Here is a 20164-nt window from a genome sequence, read left to right on the forward strand (position 1 = left end):
GATGGCCGATTGGATCATTCTGGCCGCAATCAGTCTTGTTTCGTGCTGTTTCGCCGTTTTGTGGCTGTTGCCGCGCCAGGTTCAGCGCGACAAAGCTTTTGGTCTGTTTTCAAACACTTCTCTATTCGACGCAGTATTCCTGTTCGATGGTGACAAACTGATCAGCCATTCTGATATCGCACTGGCCGGGTTCGAGCATGTAGGAAACTGGCAGGACTTGCGGCGCCTGCTGCAAAGGGATTTCCCCACCTTTCCCGAAACTCCCGACATAGTACGCGATCAGGGCAATCTTGTGGTATCTGCTATTGACTTCACGATTGAGCGCGAAGTGGTGTGTGAGTGGATTGACGGTGTCGTCCGTGTGCGCCTGTGCGAGCGTGCAAAGGCCTCCTCCTCCGGATCAGTTACCCCAAGCGAACCAACCCGGCTGGCCATGGATCAGGCCCCTTATCCGGTATGGTTGGTGGACAACAACAATCGGGTGCAGTGGTGCAATGCTGCCTACGTCACACTTGTTCGCAAGGTACGTGATCAGGACGCCGATCTGACTGAACCTCTTTTCGCATGCCCAGAGGATACGGCACGACCTGCGGGAAAAACCCGGCTGTCGGTGGATGTAGTGGGCACCGGTCGTAAGCTTTGGTTCGACTTGGCACGGATCGAACATGAAAATGGTCACCTGTGTTACGCTGTCGATATCAACGCGATTGTCGAAGCGGAAACCGCCCAGCGCAAATTCGTGCAGACCATGACCAAGACTTTTGCACAATTATCCATCGGCCTCGCCATTTTTGACCGCAACCGGCAATTGGCTCTGTTCAACCCGGCCCTGATCGACCTGACCACCCTGCCCCCTGATTTTCTCAGCTGTCGCCCCGGCCTCAGCAGCTTTTTCGACCGACTGCGGGATCAGCAGATGATGCCGGAACCCAAGAACTACCGCAGTTGGCGGCGTCAGATGAACGACCTTCTCGAAGCGGCAGAAGATGGAAACTATCACGAGACGTGGTCGCTGCCATCCGGGTCGGTCTATTCCGTCAGCGGCCGCCCGCACCCGGATGGCGCAGTGGCCTTTCTGTTCGAGGATATTACCGCAGAAATCACGCTGACGCGGCGCTTTCGATCAGAAATGGATCTGATGCAGTCCATTCTGGACAAACTGGCGGATGCGATTGCTGTCTTTGCAGACGACGGTACTCTGGCCTTCACAAACTATGCATACCAGAAGCTTTGGGGAGACGCGCAAGAGGTCGGGTTTCAGACCGAGACGGTCACAGATGTCACGCGACGCTGGCAGGACCTCTGTATCGCGACGCCGATTTTGGGTGAGATTCGGGATTTTGTAGAAATGCGGGAAAACCGCGCCGAATGGGCGGCCGAAATTCAGATGAGGTCAGGCATCACTGTGGATTGCACCGTCTCGCCGGTTCATAACGGAGCGACTATCGTTCGGTTTGCACAATCCGAAATTCCCGCAAAAACCACCGGGATAGAACAGATCAGCGCCTGAACCGGGTTGCAGCCGGTTAGGCGCAGGGTCATTGTGGCGGCATGACACTGACCGCCCGATCTCTGGCCTTCAAATCACCCGAAGAAACTGCAGAATTCGCATCGCGAATGGGAGCATCGCTGCACCCGGGCGATGTTGTGCTGCTTGAAGGCGCAATTGGCAGCGGCAAGACGCATTTCGCACGCAGCCTCATTCAATCATTGATGCCTGAGCCCGAAGATGTGCCCTCGCCAACCTTCACTTTGATACAGGCTTACGACACCCCATCCGGTGAAATATGGCATTGTGACCTGTATCGTCTGAGTGCAGCAGAAGAAGTTGACGAACTTGGCCTGACGGAAGCTTTTGATACGGCTATTTGCCTTGTGGAATGGCCGGACAAGTTGGGTTCGCTGACACCCGAAGCCGCGTTGAAGCTGACCTTTGAAACAGACCCTAACAAAGCTGATTTCCGCCGCGTGACCCTATCCTGGTCTGCTCCGAAATGGGCGGGAAAACTGGAGAAAACTGAATGACAAACAGGACGGTTCTTGCCGAGGCCCTGATCGCGCAAACTCCTTGGGCAGGTGCAACACATGCGCCGCTGGCGGGCGACGCTTCGAACCGGCGATACGAACGTCTGACAGATCCCGCAAGCGGGCGCACCGTTGTTTTGATGGATGCACCTCCAGAAAAAGGCGAGGACGTCGAAGCCTTTGTACGCATTGCGGAATACCTACGTTCGGTTGGTCTGAGCGCACCTGAGATTTTTGCCGAGGATGCCGAGTTTGGCTTTCTGCTGCTCGAAGACCTTGGTGATGATCTGTTTGCACGAGTCTTGAAAAAAGACCCGACCAAAGAACGTGAATTATATCGGGCGGCAACGGATGTTCTGCTTCACCTGCATCGGGCACCTTCCTTGTCCCTGCCCTCCTATGACCCGGCCCTGATGACCGAATTGGCTGCATTGGCATTCACGAAATATGCGGCTGGCATCCAGGGCACGTACGATACTGATGCCCTTGACCGGTTTGAAAACCGGTTCGCGGACATTCTGCACCGTGAAACATCCGGCGCAAAAGTGGTCGTTCAGCGGGACTATCACGCGGAAAACCTGTTGTGGCTGCCGGAACGTGAAGGCGTAAAGCGTGTCGGCCTGTTGGATTTCCAATCGGCCATGCTGGGACACCCTGCCTACGATCTGGTGTCGTTGCTACAGGATATACGCCGCGACGTATCGGCCGGGGTCGAAATGCAGATGATCAACCATTACATCTCTGCATCGGGTATGGACGACCATGATTTTCGCACGGCCTACAGTGTATTGGGGGCACAGAGAAACCTGCGTATCCTTGGTGTCTTCGCACGCCTGGCAACGGAATACGGTAAACCGCATTACGTGGACATGATCCCGGCAGTCTGGGCGCATCTGATGCGCGATCTGGATCACCCGGCTCTTGTTTCAGTGGCGTCCTTGCTGCACGAAGCATTACCCAGGCCCACGCCCGAGAACCTGGCCAGGCTGCAGCCGCAATGACCGGATCGCCGCTTGCAGTAATGCTTTTCGCAGCCGGGTTCGGCACCCGTATGGGCGCATTGACCAAAGACCGGCCCAAGCCATTGATCGAAGTGGCGGAGCGACCACTGATTGATCACGCGTTGGACCTGGTCAAAGATGTTAGTCCTGTTCGCACCGTCGCGAACCTGCATTACCATGCCGATCAGCTCGAAGCGCATCTCAGTCACAAAGGCGTCCTGCTGTCTCGGGAAGAGCCCGAGATTTTGGAAACAGGCGGTGGACTACGGGCTGCTTTGCCAATGTTGGGCGCCGACCCCGTATTCACGTTGAACACCGATGCGATTTGGTCTGGGCCAAACCCGTTGACCCTGTTGCAACAAGCTTGGGACCCAAACCGCATGGACGCGCTGCTGATGTGCGTTCCGGTTGCGCGAACTGTGGGTCATACCGGCTCGGGTGATTTTATCGCTGAAAAAGATGGACGGATCACGCGAGGTCCCGGTTTGGTTTATGGCGGGGCGCAGATCCTCAAGACAAGTGGCTTGCATTCGTTTTCACAAGCGGCGTTTTCGCTCAACCTGCTTTGGAACCAGATGCACGATCAGGGTCGGCTGTTTGCACTCGAATACCCGGGACGCTGGTGCGACGTGGGTCGCCCTGAAGGTATCGCTCTGGCCGAGGAATTGCTGGCTGATGTTTGAGCCCGGCACCCTGCCCCGTGTTTTTGCCGTGTCTCCCGGCACGGATTTTCCAAAGGCGTTGGTCGATGGCCTGCGGCAGCGCTGTTCAGGCCCGCCCGAAGCCTTGGCGCGGGTGGAGTTGGTTCTGAACACACGGCGCATGGAACGGCGCGTCCGCGATCTGTTCGATCAAGGGCCGCCGTGCCTTCTGCCCCGTCTCTCACTGGTAACGGACCTGGGGGAAAGCGTTGATCTGGCACAGATTCCACCGGCCATCCCACCCCTGCGGCGGCGCCTGGAATTGACTCAACTGGTATCCAAGCTATTGGAACAACAGCCAGATCTGGCCGCCCGGTCCTCGGTATTTGACCTGTCCGACAGTCTGGCTGCGTTGATTGATGAAATGCAGGGCGAAGGCGTGTCGCCCGAGGCAATCCGGCAGCTGGATGTCAGCGACATGTCCGGACATTGGGCGCGAGCACAGGCTTTTATCGGCATTGCGGATCATTTCATCGACACGGGCGCGCAGACGATGGATGCTCAGGCCCGCCAGCGTTGCGTGGTCGAAAACCTGATAGCGCGCTGGCGTGTTGATCCCCCGCAGCACCCGGTCATTCTGGCAGGCTCCACCGGTTCTCGCGGCACAACGCTGATGCTGATGGAAGCCATCGCGCGCCTGCCACAAGGGGCACTGGTGCTGCCCGGATTTGACTTCGACCAACCAGACCACGTTTGGCGGGGATTGGGTGATGCGCTGACCTCGGAAGATCACCCGCAATACCGATTCCGCAAGTTGATGCGCAAGTTGGAGCTTGCGCCCGATCAGATCACCCCATGGACTGATCTATGTACCCCTTCACCCGCTCGTAACCGATTGGTATCCTTGGCTTTGCGTCCGGCACCCATCACCGATGCCTGGATGACTGAAGGGCCTGGACTGACCGACCTGGAAGGCGCAACCGGGGACCTGACACTGGTCGAGGCGCAATCGCCGCGTGCCGAGGCATTGGCCATCGCCCTGCGCCTGCGGCAAGCTGCGGAAACAGGACAGACCGCTGCTCTGATCACGCCGGACCGCATGTTGACCCGCCAGGTCAGCGCTGCGCTGGATCGGTGGAATATAGTGCCGGACGACAGCGCCGGCCTGCCGCTGCAACTTTCCCCACCGGGCCGTTTTCTGCGTCATGTGGCCAACCTGTTTACGCGTCGTCTGGAATGTGAGGCGCTGCTGACCCTTTTGAAGCACCCGCTGTGCCATGGCGGGGGTGAACGCGGCACCCACCTGTTGCATACGCGTGATCTGGAGCTTGACCTACGCCGTCACGGTCCACCGTTTCCTGATTGTGTTAGCCTCACGGCTTTTGCAATACGTACAGAAACTCCCGAAAACTGGGTCAAATGGGTCGCACATCACTTCTGCAACCAGCAGATCACTAACGAGTTGCACCTTGCCGACTGGGTGGAGCGTCTGATGACACTGGCCGAGGCAATTTCGGCCGGCAGTACAGGTCAGGCTGGTACTCTTTGGGACAAGAACGCCGGCCAAAAGGCGCTGGCGGTACTGAATTCACTCAGGGAAGAGGCGCAGCATGGCGGCCCGATGACGGCGCATGACTTTGCCGATCTGCTGGGCGCTCTGCTTGCGGGCGAAGAGGTTCGAGACCGTGACGCGCCGCATCCACATATCATGATCTGGGGCACGCTCGAGGCGCGGGTGCAGGGTGCCGACCTGCTGATCCTCGGCGGGTTGAACGAAGGAAGCTGGCCGGAAGCTCCTACACCTGATCCCTGGCTGAACAGACAGATGCGTGACAAAGCGGGGCTGTTGCTGCCCGAACGCCGGATCGGCCTGTCCGCGCATGACTTCCAGCAGGCCATCGGCGCGCCCGAGGTCTGGTTGACCCGCGCGACCCGCTCGGATGATGCGGAAACAGTGCCGTCACGCTGGTTGAATCGGCTGACCAACCTGATGCAGGGTTTGCCGGGGCAGGGTGGCCCTGAGGCTCTGGCTGAAATGCGGGCTCAAGGCCAAAAATGGCTGGTCTGGGCCGAGGCTCTGGAAGATGCGCCGCACATCTGCCCCGCGCCGCGCCCATCTCCGCGCCCACCGGTCGCCGCACGCCCTCGCCGTCTATCGGTGACAGAAATCAAGAGGCTGATCCGTGACCCATATGCCGTATACGCCAAACATGTGCTGCGGTTGAAACCTCTGGATCCGCTTGTGCAGGCCCCAGATGCCTTGCTGAGGGGGATTGTGATCCACGAAATCCTTGAGCATTTCGTCAAGGACAGCGTGCTCGATAGCGCTTTGCTGACGCGTGAGAATTTCCTGAAACGGGCGCACGCCTTGTTGGATCAGCATGTTGCCTGGCCCACAGCCCGAAAACTGTGGCTGGCTCGGCTTGAGAGGATCGCGGATGACTTTTTAAGCGCTGAACTTTCACGCAGGGGTGACGGCGGTCCGGTGGCGTTTGAGGCGTCAATGAAGCTGGTGCTGAACCCTCTGGATTTCACCATTGTCGGACGCGCGGATCGGATCGATCACAACCGCCGAGGCACGCTGCGGATCATCGATTACAAAACCGGTGCGCCACCGACGGAAAGTCAGCAATCCAAGTTTGACAAACAGCTGCTGATTGAAGCGGCGATGGCCGAGCAGGGCGGGATTGAGGGTATTGACCCGATAGATGTGGCAGAAGCCATCTTCATTGGCATGGGCGGCAGTTACAAAGAGGTCGCCGCGCCCTTGGTCAAGGAACCAACCGCAAAGGTTCTTGCCGAGTTGAAAGAGCTGGTTTCAGCTTATTTAGAGCCTGATCAGGGGTTTTCGTCCCGTCGCATGCTGCACAAAGATACGGATATTGGTGATTATGATCACCTGGCGCGGTTCGGCGAATGGGACCGAACAGCCGAAACGTGCCCAGAGGACCTGACATGAGCCCGCGCAACGACGCAACCGAGCGGCAGGTGCAGGCTGCGCGCCCCGATGCCTCGACCTGGCTGGCGGCCAACGCGGGGTCGGGCAAAACAAGGGTTTTAACGGACCGCGTGGCGCGTTTGTTGCTGGGCGGGGTGCAACCGCAGCACATCTTGTGCCTGACCTATACCAAGGCTGCCGCCAGCGAGATGCAGAACCGTCTGTTCAAGCGCCTTGGCGAATGGGCAATGCTGGATAATGATCCGCTGTTGGAGCAGCTGACCGATCTCGGCGTACCCGGTGACATCGACACGGACAGGCTGGCGCAGGCGCGCACTTTGTTTGCCCGCGCCATCGAGGCGCCGGGCGGTCTGAAGATTCAGACCATTCACTCATTCTGCGCCTCGTTGCTGCGGCGCTTTCCGCTGGAGGCCGGAGTCAGCCCGCAGTTCTCCGAGATGGAAGACCGAGCAGCGGCCCTGTTGCGAGAGGAGATTGTTGAGGATTTTGCCGAAGGCCCGCAGGCTGAGCTGATTGAAGAAGTGGCTCGGTTCGTCACGGACACGGGTTTTGACAAGCTGACTGCCGCAATCACGCAAAAGCGCAATCTGTTTACGCAGCCGCTGGAGTGGTCTGATCTGCTGCGCCGGTTTGATCTGCCCGTCGAGTTTGACGAAAACAGTCTGTTTGAGCAGGTTTTTTTTGGCGGCGAGGTCGAACTAATCCAATCCATGCTGCTGGCATTGACTGAAAGCGGCGGCAACAACGCCAAGGCCGCTGTGAAGCTGTCTGGATTCAGTGAAGCCCGATTGGCGCATTTGCCCATGCTGGAAGGCGTGTTACTGACTGGTAAGGGGGCAAAGGAACCCTTCACAGCCAAACTCAACAGTTTTCCGACCAAAGCCCTGCGCGAAGGTGTACTGGCCGACCGGATGCCGCAACTTGAGGCCTTCATGCTGCGGATCGAAGCCGCGCGTGAACAACGCCTGGCGCTGATCGCAGCGCAGAAAACCGCGGTTTTGCACCGCTTTGCCGCTGCTTTCCTACCAGAGTATGAACGGCGCAAGCAACTGCGAGGCTGGCTGGATTTCGACGACCTGATCCTGCGTGCACGGCAGGTGCTGAACGATCCGGCAGTGGCCGAATGGGTGCTATATCGTCTGGACGGTGGCATTGACCATATTCTGGTGGACGAGGCACAGGACACCAGCCCGGATCAATGGGACGTGGTCGAGAAACTGGCTCAGGAATTCACCAGCGGAGAAGGGGCTCGATCCGGCGTTGAGCGTACGATCTTTGTTGTCGGCGACAAGAAGCAATCGATCTATTCTTTTCAAGGCGCCGACCCGCAGGCCTTTGACAGAATGCAGGAAGAGTTTGGCCGGAAATTAGCTGAATCAGGCTCTAAACTATGGGATTCGACGCTGGAATACTCGTTCCGGTCCTCCAGCGCGATCCTGTCTCTGGTCGATATTCTGTTTGAAAGCCGCTCTGATGCAGGGTTTCACAAGGACAGTCAGCACCGCGCATTCAAGGCTGATCTGCCTGGCCGGGTTGATCTGTGGCCCGTTGTTGAAAAGGTTGAAGACACCGAAGACGGCGATTGGACCGATCCGGTTGATCGGCCCGGCGCGCGGCACCACACCGTCATTCTTGCCGAGAAGGTTGCGCAATCGATCAAAGACATGATCGAACAGGGTGAAACGATCCCGGAAGATGACAAATCCGGTAGTCTCGTTCGTCGAAAAGTGAAGCCTGGGGATTTTCTGATCCTCGTGCAACGACGCTCCGACTTGTTTGCCGAGATCATCCGCGCGTGCAAGGCGCTGCGCCTGCCCATCGCGGGAGCAGACCGGCTGAAAGTGGGTGCAGAACTGGCGGTGAAGGATCTGGCCGCGCTGCTCAGCTTTCTGGCCACGCCCGAAGACAATCTGTCGCTAGCAACGGTTCTGAAGTCCCCTTTGTTCGGATGGTCCGAGCGGCAGCTTTTCGATCTGGCACACCGACGAAAAGAGCAGTTTCTTTGGGCCGCGCTGCGCGGCCGCGCAGAAGAGTTTCCCGAAACTCTGGCCGTTTTGAACGATCTGCGCAGTCAGATCGACTTTCTGCGCCCCTATGATCTGATCGAACGTATCCTGACTCGCCACGACGGACGGCGCAAATTACTGGGCCGCTTGGGGGCCGAAGCTGAAGACGGCATCAATGCGCTGTTATCCCAGGCTCTGGCCTATGAGCGAACGGATATCCCCAGTCTGACCGGGTTTCTGGTCTGGATGCAGACTGACGATCTGGAAATCAAACGGCAGATGAGCGGTGTCGGCAACAGAATCCGGGTGATGACCGTACACGGTTCAAAAGGGCTGGAGGCTCCGATTGTCATCCTGCCGGACACGGGCAAACGCCTGCCGCCACGCGATGCCGAGATCATGCTGGCCGGTGAAACACCATTATGGAAAGTGTCGGCAGATGTTTCACCAAAACTGATTGCCCAGTCTCGGGAAGCGGCGCGCAACCGCGAGGAAAATGAACGGCTACGGTTGCTATATGTGGCTCTAACAAGGGCTGAAAAGTGGCTGATCGTGGCGGCGGCAGGCGACTTGGGGAAAGACGGCAATAGCTGGTACCAGATGGTTGAGACCGCGATGGAGAAGGCCGGGGCTGCGCGTTTGCCGGATTCCGATATCCGCCGCCTGACCCACGGGAATTGGGATGCACCGGCCTTGATCGATCAGCCGCAAGCCGTTGTTGAGCTAGCCGATTTGCCAGAAATGTTCCAACATCCAGCGCCAGATCCAATTGAACTTGCGAGCACACTCAGCCCTTCGGATCTGGGCGGTGCCAAGGCGCTGCCGGGTGACGCAGGTTTAGATGAAAATGCCGCCAAACTGCGCGGAACCCACTTGCACCTGTTGCTGGAACACCTTCCCACGGCGGCTCAAGACCTTTGGCCAGAGCTTTGCGCCCGGTTGCTGCCCGATATGCAGGAAACGGACCGGCAGGAGCTTTTGAACGAGGCCGCATGTGTACTGACAGCTGAAAATCTACGGTGCGTCTTCGCTCCCGACACTTTCGCCGAAATACCTATAACTGCCGATCTGAACGGACAGCGGATGCATGGAATCGTCGACCGATTGATCGTATCAGACAGCGAGGTGCATGTGATTGATTTTAAATCAAATGCCAACGTTCCAAACCAAGCGGAAGACTGCCCCGAAGGCCTGCTGCGACAGATGGGGGCATATGCGCAGGCACTGGCCCAGATCTATCCGGACCGCAGCATTCGAACCGCCATTCTGTGGACCCGAACGGCAAGCTTGATGTGGTTGCCACACGATCTTGTGACAGATGCATTGGCCCGCGCCCGGATATCTTGACCTTACCCGAAGCGGCACCTACGTTCTGTTCCCGAGTTTACCCCATTCAGGAGACAGAATATGTCGACCGTAGCCGTTACCGACGACACCTTTGACGCAGAAGTCAAAAACTCGACCGTTCCCGTGGTCGTGGACTTCTGGGCCGAGTGGTGTGGCCCCTGTAAGCAAATTGGCCCCGCACTGGAAGAATTGGCGGCCGAGTATGGCGACAAGGTGAAAATCGCCAAGGTAGATGTGGACAGCAACCCCAACGCGGCGGCCGCGATGGGCGTACGTGGCATCCCTGCGTTGTTCATCTTCAAGGACGGTCAGGTTGTTTCGAACCGCGCAGGCGCTGCCCCAAAAGCCGCCCTGCAAAGCTGGATCGACGAATCCATCTGATCTGGTCCTAACAGATTATCTCAAAGGCGCCTCAGATCGGGGCGCCTTTTTTTGTTGAAGACATCGGAGAAACCAATGGCAAAAACGCGGGTCCTTGTAGAGTTCGGCATGGGCACATCCCTGCGCCGAATGGACTATACCGAGGCGTCACTGAGGGCGATCAAGGATGCGCTGTGGCATAACTCGGTCAACATGGCCGAACTGTTTGGGTTTCCGAAAGAAGCGATGATCATCGACGCCGAGATTGGGGTACAGCAGCCGGATCAAGTCGATACTGAAGCACTGAAAGCTGTCTTCCCCTATGGTCAGCCGAACATCACCGTCACAAAAGGCGGACTGGACATCGACAAGCCGCATAGCGAAGGGCGAACTGTCATAGCCAACGCTGCCCTGATCGTTTCTTTCGACATGGAGCCCGCAAAATGAGTGAAAAACGCATCATTCTGGAAATGGGGACGGGTAACGACCTGTACGGTCAGGACTATACCAAGGCAGCCCGCCGCGCGGTGCAGGACGCGCTGCATCATTCGTCCATCACCCTGTTTTCAAAACTGGGGATTGATCATTCCGAAATGCGCGTCAGCGTCACAATCGGCGTGCAGGATCCTGAAAAGGTGGATTGCGATCTGGTTGCCTCTGACTTGCCCCGTGGCAGGGCCGAAGTGAGGGCAGTCAAAGGTGGGCTTGACGTTGTAGATGAACAAGCCGGTGCGCGGCACGTGATTGCAACCGCAGCGATTGAGGCTTTTCTGCCAGACCTAGCCGGAAAATACGTTCAAAGCTGAACAATGAAAAAGCCGCTCGGAAGACCGGGCGGCTGTCTCGAATTAGCGATCTGTTGGATGGATCAGATATCAGCGATATCCGCGCGGGTCAGACCGATATCGTCCAGCTGAGCGTCGCTGAGTTCCGACAGAAGCTTGCGGGTTTTGCGGGATTCTTTCCATTCGACAACAGAGTTGACGACGTTGGTGAAAGCGTCCGCCACGTGCAGGATGGTAGCTGCTCCGAGCGGCGCATGAATGTTAGCTGTGGTTGCCATGTGCGCAGTCCTTATTGAAGAAACAGCCGACCCGTTGTCGGTTGTGAGCCTCATGTAGTCCCGCACGTCCGGACTCACAATTGCTGGTCTGGTAGACCCGAATTGCATTTCTTGCATATCTTTTGGGCAGTTGAAGAACGGGTTGCGCCAACCTCTGGCCCAGCCCATATATACCGCCAGCGAAAACGGAGACGATCATGGCAGACAACGACTTTCCCGGTTGGCACGGTACGACGATCATTGGCGTCAAGAAAGGCGGTCAGATCGTCATAGCCGGTGATGGGCAAGTCAGCCTTGGTCAAACCGTAATCAAGGGAACCGCCCGCAAGGTACGGCGCCTGTCCCCCGGTGGTTTCGAAGTCGTCGCCGGTTTCGCGGGATCGACTGCGGATGCATTTACTTTGCTGGAACGGCTGGAGGCCAAGCTGGAAGCGACCCCCGGGCAATTGGCCCGCGCCTCGGTCGAACTGGCCAAAGACTGGCGCACCGACAAATACCTGCAAAAGCTCGAGGCGATGCTGATCGTCACAGATGGCAAAGACCTGCTTGTTATTACCGGGGCGGGGGACGTGTTGGAGCCCGAGCATAACGTGGCTGCCATCGGATCGGGGGGCAACTTTGCCCTGGCTGCCGCCCGCGCGATGATGGACAGCGAAAAGTCAGCGGAAGACGTCGCGCGTCAGGCAATGGCCATCGCTGCCGACATCTGCGTCTACACCAACGGCAAGCTGACAGTGGAAACCATCTCAGGCTAACAGAGCCGAGATTTCCTTACCTTTCCAGCGGCGGTGCATGCCGATCAGGCCAATAATCGCTGCGACAACCACGATGTAGTAGGGCACGCGGATATCGATGCTCATCAATCCGCCACCTATGAGTGACATGATCCCGCCTGCCAGGCAGAAAACAGCAGTGGTCACACCCATGACCCAACCCTGATCAGCCTCGCTGACGCTGGAAGAGAACAGCCCCAGCATCGTGGGGTAGGCAACCCCAAACAGGAAATAGAAGAAAAAGACCGGGACATAGCTGAATACGCCGCTTGGGCTGAAGGCGAAAGCAAATCCGCAAATCACCATGGTCACAAGCGACGTGTAGATAATCGCGTGTTTGCTGAACCTCTCCTGCGCGGGTTTCACCAGGAACGTGCTGGAGAAGGCCAGCGCAACGCCAATAACCACCATCGCCACACTGCCGCCGATGACTCCATACCCAAAAGCGCTGGTCAGGAAATTGTCGACAAAAACGTAAAAGGTAACGTTGGCGATCATGAAGAACGAATAGACGGGCAGGATCTTCAACACCATTGGATGACCCCGCACTGCAATCAGGCTGTCTGTAATGTCACGAGGACGGAACACAAAAGGTTCGCGATCAGTCCGGGTATCTTTGAAGAAGAGCATCACCAGAAGGATAGCGATCAGTACAAGGACAAACGCGCCATAAAACGGGGTTCTCAGCGTGGCGAAACTGCCCAGCAGGGCGGCGTCTGACAAGACCGCACCGATAATGGGTCCGCCCACAAGGCCGAAGCTGACACCCGTCACGATATAGCCCATGTTCCGGTCCCGATCTGCCGCATCAGTACTGCCATCAATCATCGCCGCTTGCGCGATAGGCTGGTTTCCCGCAGTAAATCCGGTGATCGAGCGCCCGACGATCAACAGAAGAAGGCTGTTGAGGTAAAGTGCCGCAATGGTCAGGGCATATCCGGCCAGTGCACCGCCGAGACACACAAGCAAAGCGTTCTTGCGCCCAATCGAATCCGACACTTTCGAGACGTAAACAACGCCCAGAAACCACGACAGAAAAAAGCACCCGATCACGAGGCCGTAGTAGAAGTGCCTCCGCCCGTCAGGCGTGTTTTCCGGCAGAAACCCGGATTTCGTTTCCATGATTAGCGAGTTGATGATGGGAAAAACCAGCCCCTGTCCGATTAGATCCACAAACACCACAAACAAAAGGGTAATCTTCGCAATATTTGTCATCAAATCCGCCCCCGAAATCAGGTTTTCGGGAGCGAGTGTAGCAGACGAAGATCGCCGCACCTAATGAGGCATCCAGGGCAAATCAGAGCTGCCCCGAAAGTTCACCTTACTTGTTCAGCTTGGCGACACCCAATGGTACGCTGGCCACCTCGCACCAGATATAGACTTCATTGTATTTGGACGTATCCAGTGTCGGCGGAACGGCATAGGATTGCTTGCCCGTCAGGTTCAGCAATGCGCCCAATTTTGTATCGGGATCGTATGTGCCATCCTTGCCCAATGCCACGCGCGGATCCGGGCCGCCATCCAATGAGAAATCATCACCCAGCTCAACAATATAGCGCTCACCCTTCTTGACCAGTTTAACAGAGCCGGTGGTCACATGGTTCGAAAGCCCTTCAAAATGACCCTTGTGACCGCCCGCCAAAGCGGTCTGAGCACTGACCAGGGTCAGGACGGCGCTGGTAGCGGCAGCATTCAAAAAAAGCGAACGACGAGTCATCATGATGAGGTATCTCCCTAGAAAGCATGGTCAGCTTGACCAATTGACCTCGTTTATGACGCGCATCTCGTTGACGAAGCGATTCACATCTTCACGAATTTCCGTGTGCAGATCGTGTGCTGACGTGAGAATTTCGTGATCAGCTTGTGTTTTCGTGGCTTATGATTAGGTTCCGGTGCGAAACAACCGGATAGAACTCACATGACCGACCTGACCCCGCGCGAGATTGTCTCGGAACTGGATCGCTTCATTATCGGCCAGAAGGACGCCAAGCGTGCTGTGGCCGTTGCCCTGCGCAACCGCTGGCGGCGCAAGCAATTGTCGGATGACATCCGGGAAGAAGTTTATCCCAAGAACATCCTGATGATCGGCCCCACCGGTGTCGGCAAGACCGAAATCAGCCGTCGCCTGGCCAAACTGGCCCGCGCACCTTTCATCAAGGTCGAGGCCACCAAGTTCACCGAAGTCGGCTATGTCGGCCGCGATGTGGAACAGATCGTGCGCGATCTGGCGGACGCGGCCATCCTGCAAACCCGCGAGTTCATGCGCGAAGACGTCAAGGCCAAGGCCCATCAGGCTGCCGAAGATCGCGTGATCGAAGCCATTGCAGGTGCAGATGCCCGCGAAGGCACGCGCGATATGTTCCGCAAAAAGCTGAAAGCCGGGGAATTGGACGACACGGTGATCGAACTGGAACTGTCCGACACCTCAAACCCGATGCCGATGTTTGACATTCCGGGGCAGCCGGGCGGTCAGATGGGTATGATGAATCTGGGCGATATTTTCGGCAAGGCCTTTGGCGGACGCACTGTCAAGAAACGCATGACCGTCGCGGAAAGCTATGACGCGCTGATCGGGGAAGAGGCCGACAAGCTGCTGGATGACGAAACCGTCACCCGCACCGCGCTGGAATCGGTTGAACAGAACGGCATTGTATTTCTGGATGAGATCGACAAGGTCTGCGCCCGTTCCGACGCCCGCGGCGGCGATGTAAGCCGGGAAGGGGTGCAACGCGATCTTCTGCCTTTGATTGAGGGCACAACCGTTTCGACCAAGCACGGTCCGGTGAAAACTGACCATATCCTGTTCATCGCCTCGGGCGCATTCCATATTGCCAAACCTTCGGATCTGTTGCCGGAATTGCAGGGGCGTCTGCCGATCCGTGTCGAACTGCGCGCCCTGACCGAAGGAGACTTCGTACGCATCCTGACCGAGACCGACAACGCACTGACTTTGCAATATACTGCTTTGATGGCCACAGAAGAGGTGACTGTCAGCTTTACCGAAGATGGCATTGCGGCGCTGGCGCGGATTGCCGCTGACGTGAACCAGAGCATCGAAAACATCGGCGCGCGGCGGCTTTATACTGTCATGGAGCGGGTTTTCGAAGAACTGTCCTTCGCAGCCCCGGACAAGGCCGGTACGGAAATCACCGTTGATGCGCAATTCGTCAGCGACAACCTTGGTGAATTGACCAAGTCCTCAGACCTGAGCCGTTACGTTTTGTAACACGCCCAGCCGTTTTTTGCCGTTGTTTTCGTCTCGCCGTGCTGGACGTTGGGCTAGAATACGATAGCGTAAGCACGATTCACCCGGAAGGCTGACCCGTGCTGCGCTATTTCATCATTCTATTCGTATCCCTTTCGCTCAGCGCCTGCGTCGACCGGACGGTTTCCGAGGTTGTGCCCGGTGCTGTGAATGTCGGCACACCCGAAACCATCTTCGCAAGCACCACCCGCGCGCGTGAGGCCGACGGATCCTATGGGTTCCGACGCGGAGAAACGCTCAAGTTTTTGGAAACGACGGTATCGATCCCACCAACGCATACTCCAGGCACGCTTCGGTTCTCATATGCGAACCCAAATCCGCAGAAAGAGTTCGTTCTGGCAGATGTGACCGAATTGGATGGACCGCAGGGGCTGCACAAACATCTACGAGGTCAGGATGACGTCACGATTTTCGTGCACGGCTACAACTCGACCCAGACCGAAACAATCTTTCGCGCGGCCCAACTGACACATGACATCGGTCTACCCGGATCGACACTGGTCTATTCGTGGCCAAGCCGTGCAACTGGCTATGGATATGCCTATGACCTGGACAGCATGCTGTTTGCCCGCGACGGGTTGGAGCAGACCATACGCGAACTGAAATCCATGGGTGTCAAACGCGTTATTTTAGTCGCACATTCCATGGGTGGTGCCTTGTCGATGGAAATGATGCGGCAAGCTGAACTTCAGGAACCCGGCTGGGCCAAACGAAATATCGAAGGGGTCGTGCTGATCTCACCCGATCTGGATCTCGATCTGTTTCGATCGCAGATGAAACGTATCGACAACCCACCCGATCCGTTCCTCGTAATGGTGTCCCGAAAGGACAAGATCCTGAACATCTCAGGCCGCTTGCGCGGCACTGATGAGGGTCAGCGCTTAGGTAACATCAGTTCTATTGACTCACTCAAGGAATTCCCGATCAGCGTGATCGATACAACCGCATTCAACAGCGACGCAGCATCCTCGCATTTCGTTGCCGCAACCTCCCCGGCCTTGTTGTCGATCCTCAGCTCGTTACGACGTGTTAACAATACCTTCGGGCGGGAAGACCGACCGGCAATCGACATTCTGGTGCCACCAAGCGAACGCAATCCCGATGGTGCCACTGAAATTGTACTGACAGAAACAGGGCAGGCGCAGGTCAGCTCTCCGTGACGCGGTTCAACCTGCGTCAGTATCTGTGGGACAACGCAACCTGGCTTGGTGCCGGTGTTTTGCTGACATTTCTGTCCAGCTTTGGGCAGACCTTTTTCATCTCAGTCTTCGCGGGTGAAATTCGCGCAGAATTCGGCCTCAGCCATGGAGCCTGGGGTGGGCTTTACACGTTGGGAACAACCGTTTCCGCCATTGTGATGATCTGGGCCGGAGGGTTGACGGACATCTTCCGCGTCCGGGTTTTGGGTCCGATCGTTCTTGCAGGGTTGGCCCTAGCTGCCTTTGCCATGGCACTGAATAGCTGGCTGCTGCTGTTGCCAGCTGTAATCTTTCTGTTGCGTTTGTTCGGTCAGGGGATGAGCACGCACCTGGCCGTTGTTGCCATGGCGCGATGGTTTACGGTCACGCGGGGCAAAGCGCTTTCCATTGCCTCGACGGGGTATGCGATCGGTGAAGCCTTACTGCCGCTGATCTTTGTCGCGGCGATGTTTTTTCTGGACTGGCGCTGGTTGTGGATCGTTGCAGCGGGTGTAACGTTATTAGGCATTCCCATGCTAATGCGCTTACTGCGCGACGAACGAACACCGCAAAGCCTTGCCAGCGACTCATTCGCCACTGGTATGCTGGGCCGTCATTGGAGCCGCCGCGACGCCCTGTTCCACCCCTTGTTCTGGTTCATGGTGCCATCGGTCCTTGGGCCATCGGCATTCATCACCGCGTTTTTCTTCCATCAGGTCTATTTTGCCGATGTGAAAGGTTGGCAGCATATTCAACTGGTAGCGCTGTTTCCGATCTATACTGCTGTATCGCTACTGTCACTGTTTGCTGCGGGCTGGGCTTTGGACAAATGGGGCACTGCGCGCATCATGCCATACTATCAGCTCCCGATGGCGGTTGGATTTGTCGTTCTGGGCATCACCAACTCCATCAGCGGTGCGACAATTGGGTTGATCTTTCTGGCCTTGACCGTTGGGGCGAACAGCACTTTGCCCAGTGCGTTCTGGGCGGAGTTCTATGGCACCCGGCATATCGGCGCCATCAAGGCAATGGCAGCAGCTGTTCTGGTACTGGGATCGGCCATTGGTCCGGGCCTGACCGGGGTTCTGATTGACCTCGGCGTATCGCTGAACACTCAGTTCATTTGGATTGGCGTGTTCTTCGTGCTGGTAAGCAGTCTGGTTTGGGTCGGGATTTCCCGCGCCCGACGTGATCTTTAGCGCACACGTCTGAGATACACGTAATAAGCGCCATCGCCACCATGGCTGATATGGGCAGGCGTGACCTGCATTACTGCCTGCGCCAACGGCGGGATCGACAACCAGTGAGGCACCTGATTACGCAGAACGCCGCGCGGCGTCGGGATCGGGCCGGGTTCGTCCCGGTCCTTACCCTTGCCGGTCACGATCAGAACCAAACGCTTACCCTGTGCCTGCGCACTCAGGACAAATCGGATCAGCGCGGGATGGGCCGTATCGACCCGCATACCATGCAGGTCCAGCTTGCCTTCGGGTTTCAGCTTGCCGCGCTTCATCCGGCCAAAAGCTTTGGTATCCATCTGAACCGGTGCTTTGCGCAGCGCGTCCGTCACCGATGGCTTCAGATCGTTCGGCTTCGGTTTCACCTGATCGGTCTGCCCAAGTTCGAATGTCTCAAACCGGGGTTTCGGGGTTTTCTTGGGCTTGGGTTTCGGCAAGGACGTCGGATGGACCGTCTGCGGGATTTCCGGGTGTAGCCGCTCAGTATGTTTGGCGACCTTGCGCCACAGCTCGATCTCTTCGCTCGTCAGTTTGCGCCGGGTCATCAGAATTCATCCGGCAATAAGGCGTAGGCACGCTGGATAGGCAACAGAACCACCATCCTGCCCGGATCTTTCAGCTTGCCTGCGGCTTGCCCTGCTTCGTCGCCCGTTCCGAAAAAGATGTCGGCCCTTTGCGCACCTTTTATGGCTGCACCAGTATCCTGCGCAATCATCAGGCGGCGCAACGGTTTCTTGCCGTCCTTTTCCACCCAAACCGGTGCGCCCAGCGGGGTATAGGCCGGATCGGCCGCAATGCTGCGCATGGTCGTGACAGATCGGTTCATGGCACCCAATGGTCCAAGCTCGGGCGCGACACGCGAAACTTCGCGGAAGAACACGTATGACGGGTTGTGAAACAGCAATTCCGCGCCGGCCTCGGGGTTTTTGCGGACCCAGGCGCGGATCATCTGAGCGCTGACCTCGTGCGAGCCCAGAATACCGCGCCGGACCAGCTCTACACCGATTGACCGGTAGGGGTGACCATTCGCACCGCCATATCCTACGCGCAAGGCACCCCCATCCGGTAATCGAACGCGGCCCGAGCCTTGAATTTGTAGAAAAAACAACTCAACAGGGTCATCGACCCAGGCAATCTCCAGCCCGCGACCTTGCATCACTTCACCGGTCAGGATTTCACGCCGGCTCAACCAAGGCCCCTCGGCGCGGGCCTCGGGCGGCATCTTGTAGATGGGGTATTTAAAACGATCAGACCGGGTGCGCGCTCCATCGAGTTCGGGCTCGAAATACCCGGTGAACAGGGCGTCCTCGCCATCCTCTACCAAAACGGGTCGAAAGAAGAGTTCAAAGAACGCCCGGGCCGCGTCCGCATCATAGGTTTTGGCTACACCACAAAGAGCACGCCAATCCGGATCCTTCAGATCCCCGCACGTGTTCAGAAAGACCGAAAGGGCTGCACCGTGGTCATCCTCGGCCCAGCCCTGCAGATCATCAAACGACAGAATGGATCGCGTTGCCTCGGCTCCGGCAGCGCTAGCGGCAGTCATTGCGCCCACCAGAAATAGCGACCGGAGCGTGGCAATCATGCGTCCGTGGCGACAAGCAGCCAGTTCGGATCGTCCTTGCCCATCACGCGGGCAAAGGTCCAGCTGTCCTTTTGGCGTTTCACGGTGTTCGGGTTGCCTTCGATGATGTCACCACCGCGATCCCGCACGACCGAGGTCAGTTCGCCCACGAATTTCATGGTGATCTCGGCCTGATTGGTATCCTTGTCTAATTTCACATCTGTCAGGGCTGTTTCTCGTACGCCGATAAATTCAGCTTCGATCGTCAGACCCTGATCCTCACGCGCAGCCACACCTGCAACGAAGGACTCAAAAACTTCTTCCGACAGGAACGGTTGGATTTCGTCCAGGTTTCCCTTTTCGAACCCCATCACGATTAATTCATAGGCACCGCGCGCACCCTGAACGAACTCACTGACAGAAAAACCGGGTTCAACGCGTTTCATCGCTGTCAAGGTTTGCGCCTGTTCGCTGTCTTCTTCGACATGGTCGGTGATGTCATGATCCGGACCGCCTTCGATCACCTCGAAATCGCGGCGCGATTTATGCGCTTCGGGCTGTTGCTGCACAGGCGGTTTTTCAAAACCTTCACGCGTGCCCAATACGCTTCTGAGGCGCAGGATCAGGAAAACGGCAATTCCGGCCAGGACCAACAGCTGGATCATGGGTTCGTTCATTTCATCCTCTTTTCAAAACCGCGGCTTTGTATACGCGGCCTCATGCCACTATGTAGGTGACCGTGGG

Annotated in this window: 18 protein-coding genes and 1 pseudogene; 13 read left to right on the forward strand and 6 right to left on the reverse strand. The window is 57.2% G+C overall.

Annotated elements, in window-relative coordinates; all coding sequences use genetic code 11:
* The first annotated feature begins 1 nt into the window (after position 1).
* From ACR0K5_RS16890 to ACR0K5_RS16930, 9 genes and pseudogenes are all read left to right on the forward strand, one after another.
* Entirely contained in the window at positions 2-1510 is a 1509-nt protein-coding gene (locus tag ACR0K5_RS16890) for a PAS-domain containing protein (RefSeq protein WP_480630818.1), read from the forward strand.
* A 41-nt stretch (positions 1511-1551) separates the two neighbouring features.
* Positions 1552-2025 carry a tRNA (adenosine(37)-N6)-threonylcarbamoyltransferase complex ATPase subunit type 1 TsaE gene (tsaE, locus tag ACR0K5_RS16895; protein ID WP_480630819.1) on the forward strand — a complete coding sequence of 158 codons (474 nt, stop codon included), beginning with the start codon at positions 1552-1554 and terminating at the stop codon, positions 2023-2025.
* Positions 2022-3026, forward strand: coding sequence for an aminoglycoside phosphotransferase family protein (locus ACR0K5_RS16900; RefSeq protein ID WP_480630820.1), 1005 nt, complete (start codon positions 2022-2024; stop codon positions 3024-3026). Before tsaE ends, ACR0K5_RS16900 begins: the two co-directional genes overlap by 4 nt.
* Complete coding sequence (locus ACR0K5_RS16905) at positions 3023-3709, forward strand: nucleotidyltransferase family protein (protein ID WP_480630821.1); 687 nt, start codon at positions 3023-3025, stop codon at positions 3707-3709. The genes ACR0K5_RS16900 and ACR0K5_RS16905 overlap by 4 nt, the downstream gene beginning before the upstream one ends.
* Positions 3702-6626: a double-strand break repair protein AddB gene (gene addB / locus ACR0K5_RS16910; RefSeq protein ID WP_480630822.1), complete on the forward strand. Its 2925-nt coding sequence runs from the start codon at positions 3702-3704 to the stop codon at positions 6624-6626. The genes ACR0K5_RS16905 and addB overlap by 8 nt, the downstream gene beginning before the upstream one ends.
* Positions 6623-9979, forward strand: a complete 3357-nt coding sequence (gene addA, locus ACR0K5_RS16915; RefSeq protein WP_480630823.1) for a double-strand break repair helicase AddA — start codon at positions 6623-6625, stop codon at positions 9977-9979. Before addB ends, addA begins: the two co-directional genes overlap by 4 nt.
* 42 nt (positions 9980-10021) lie before the next feature.
* A pseudogene (trxA, locus tag ACR0K5_RS16920) lies at positions 10022-10360 on the forward strand (thioredoxin); the annotation flags it as partial.
* A 75-nt stretch (positions 10361-10435) separates the two neighbouring features.
* Positions 10436-10786: a Lin0512 family protein gene (locus ACR0K5_RS16925; RefSeq protein ID WP_480630824.1), complete on the forward strand. Its 351-nt coding sequence runs from the start codon at positions 10436-10438 to the stop codon at positions 10784-10786.
* Positions 10783-11145 carry a Lin0512 family protein gene (locus ACR0K5_RS16930; RefSeq protein ID WP_480630825.1) on the forward strand — a complete coding sequence of 121 codons (363 nt, stop codon included), beginning with the start codon at positions 10783-10785 and terminating at the stop codon, positions 11143-11145. Before ACR0K5_RS16925 ends, ACR0K5_RS16930 begins: the two co-directional genes overlap by 4 nt.
* A gap of 62 nt (positions 11146-11207) precedes the next feature.
* Here the strand turns inward: ACR0K5_RS16930 and ACR0K5_RS16935 are convergent, their stop codons facing one another.
* Entirely contained in the window at positions 11208-11402 is a 195-nt protein-coding gene (locus ACR0K5_RS16935; RefSeq protein WP_480630826.1) for a DUF1127 domain-containing protein, read from the reverse strand.
* Between the two features lie 197 nt (positions 11403-11599).
* Here ACR0K5_RS16935 and hslV point away from each other — a divergent pair, with 197 nt between their 5' ends.
* Positions 11600-12157 carry an ATP-dependent protease subunit HslV gene (hslV, locus tag ACR0K5_RS16940; RefSeq protein WP_480630827.1) on the forward strand — a complete coding sequence of 186 codons (558 nt, stop codon included), beginning with the start codon at positions 11600-11602 and terminating at the stop codon, positions 12155-12157.
* Here hslV and ACR0K5_RS16945 read toward each other — a convergent pair.
* On the reverse strand, positions 12149-13390 hold the full coding sequence (locus ACR0K5_RS16945) for an MFS transporter (protein ID WP_480630828.1): 1242 nt from the start codon (positions 13388-13390) through the stop codon (positions 12149-12151). The genes hslV and ACR0K5_RS16945 overlap by 9 nt on opposite strands.
* A gap of 106 nt (positions 13391-13496) precedes the next feature.
* Positions 13497-13895: a DM13 domain-containing protein gene (locus tag ACR0K5_RS16950; RefSeq protein WP_480630829.1), complete on the reverse strand. Its 399-nt coding sequence runs from the start codon at positions 13893-13895 to the stop codon at positions 13497-13499.
* 198 nt (positions 13896-14093) lie between these two features.
* Between ACR0K5_RS16950 and hslU the strand changes: the two genes are divergently transcribed.
* The 3 genes from hslU (at position 14094) to ACR0K5_RS16965 (ending at position 17817) form a co-directional block, all read left to right on the forward strand.
* A complete protein-coding gene (gene hslU, locus ACR0K5_RS16955; RefSeq protein ID WP_480630830.1) occupies positions 14094-15401 on the forward strand; it encodes an ATP-dependent protease ATPase subunit HslU in 1308 nt (435 codons plus the stop codon).
* Positions 15402-15499: 98 nt separating this feature from the next.
* The gene (locus tag ACR0K5_RS16960; RefSeq protein WP_480630831.1) at positions 15500-16600 is read left to right on the forward strand and encodes an alpha/beta hydrolase; all 1101 of its coding nucleotides are present in this window, start codon (positions 15500-15502) and stop codon (positions 16598-16600) included.
* Positions 16597-17817 (forward strand): MFS transporter, encoded by a 1221-nt coding sequence (locus ACR0K5_RS16965; RefSeq protein WP_480630832.1) that lies wholly within the window; start codon positions 16597-16599, stop codon positions 17815-17817. The genes ACR0K5_RS16960 and ACR0K5_RS16965 overlap by 4 nt, the downstream gene beginning before the upstream one ends.
* On the opposite strand, the gene ACR0K5_RS16970 is transcribed toward ACR0K5_RS16965, so the two are convergent.
* Genes ACR0K5_RS16970 through ACR0K5_RS16980 form a run of 3 tightly spaced genes read right to left on the reverse strand, consistent with a single transcriptional unit; the run spans position 17814 to position 20097 of the window.
* Entirely contained in the window at positions 17814-18401 is a 588-nt protein-coding gene (locus ACR0K5_RS16970) for a Smr/MutS family protein (protein ID WP_480630833.1), read from the reverse strand. The genes ACR0K5_RS16965 and ACR0K5_RS16970 overlap by 4 nt on opposite strands.
* Positions 18401-19441: a murein transglycosylase A gene (gene mltA / locus ACR0K5_RS16975; protein WP_480630834.1), complete on the reverse strand. Its 1041-nt coding sequence runs from the start codon at positions 19439-19441 to the stop codon at positions 18401-18403. Before mltA ends, ACR0K5_RS16970 begins: the two co-directional genes overlap by 1 nt.
* Positions 19438-20097, reverse strand: a complete 660-nt coding sequence (locus tag ACR0K5_RS16980; protein ID WP_480630835.1) for a Tim44/TimA family putative adaptor protein — start codon at positions 20095-20097, stop codon at positions 19438-19440. The genes mltA and ACR0K5_RS16980 overlap by 4 nt, the downstream gene beginning before the upstream one ends.
* Positions 20098-20164 lie beyond the last annotated feature (67 nt).

This window comes from Ruegeria sp. AB9, assembly GCF_056542585.1.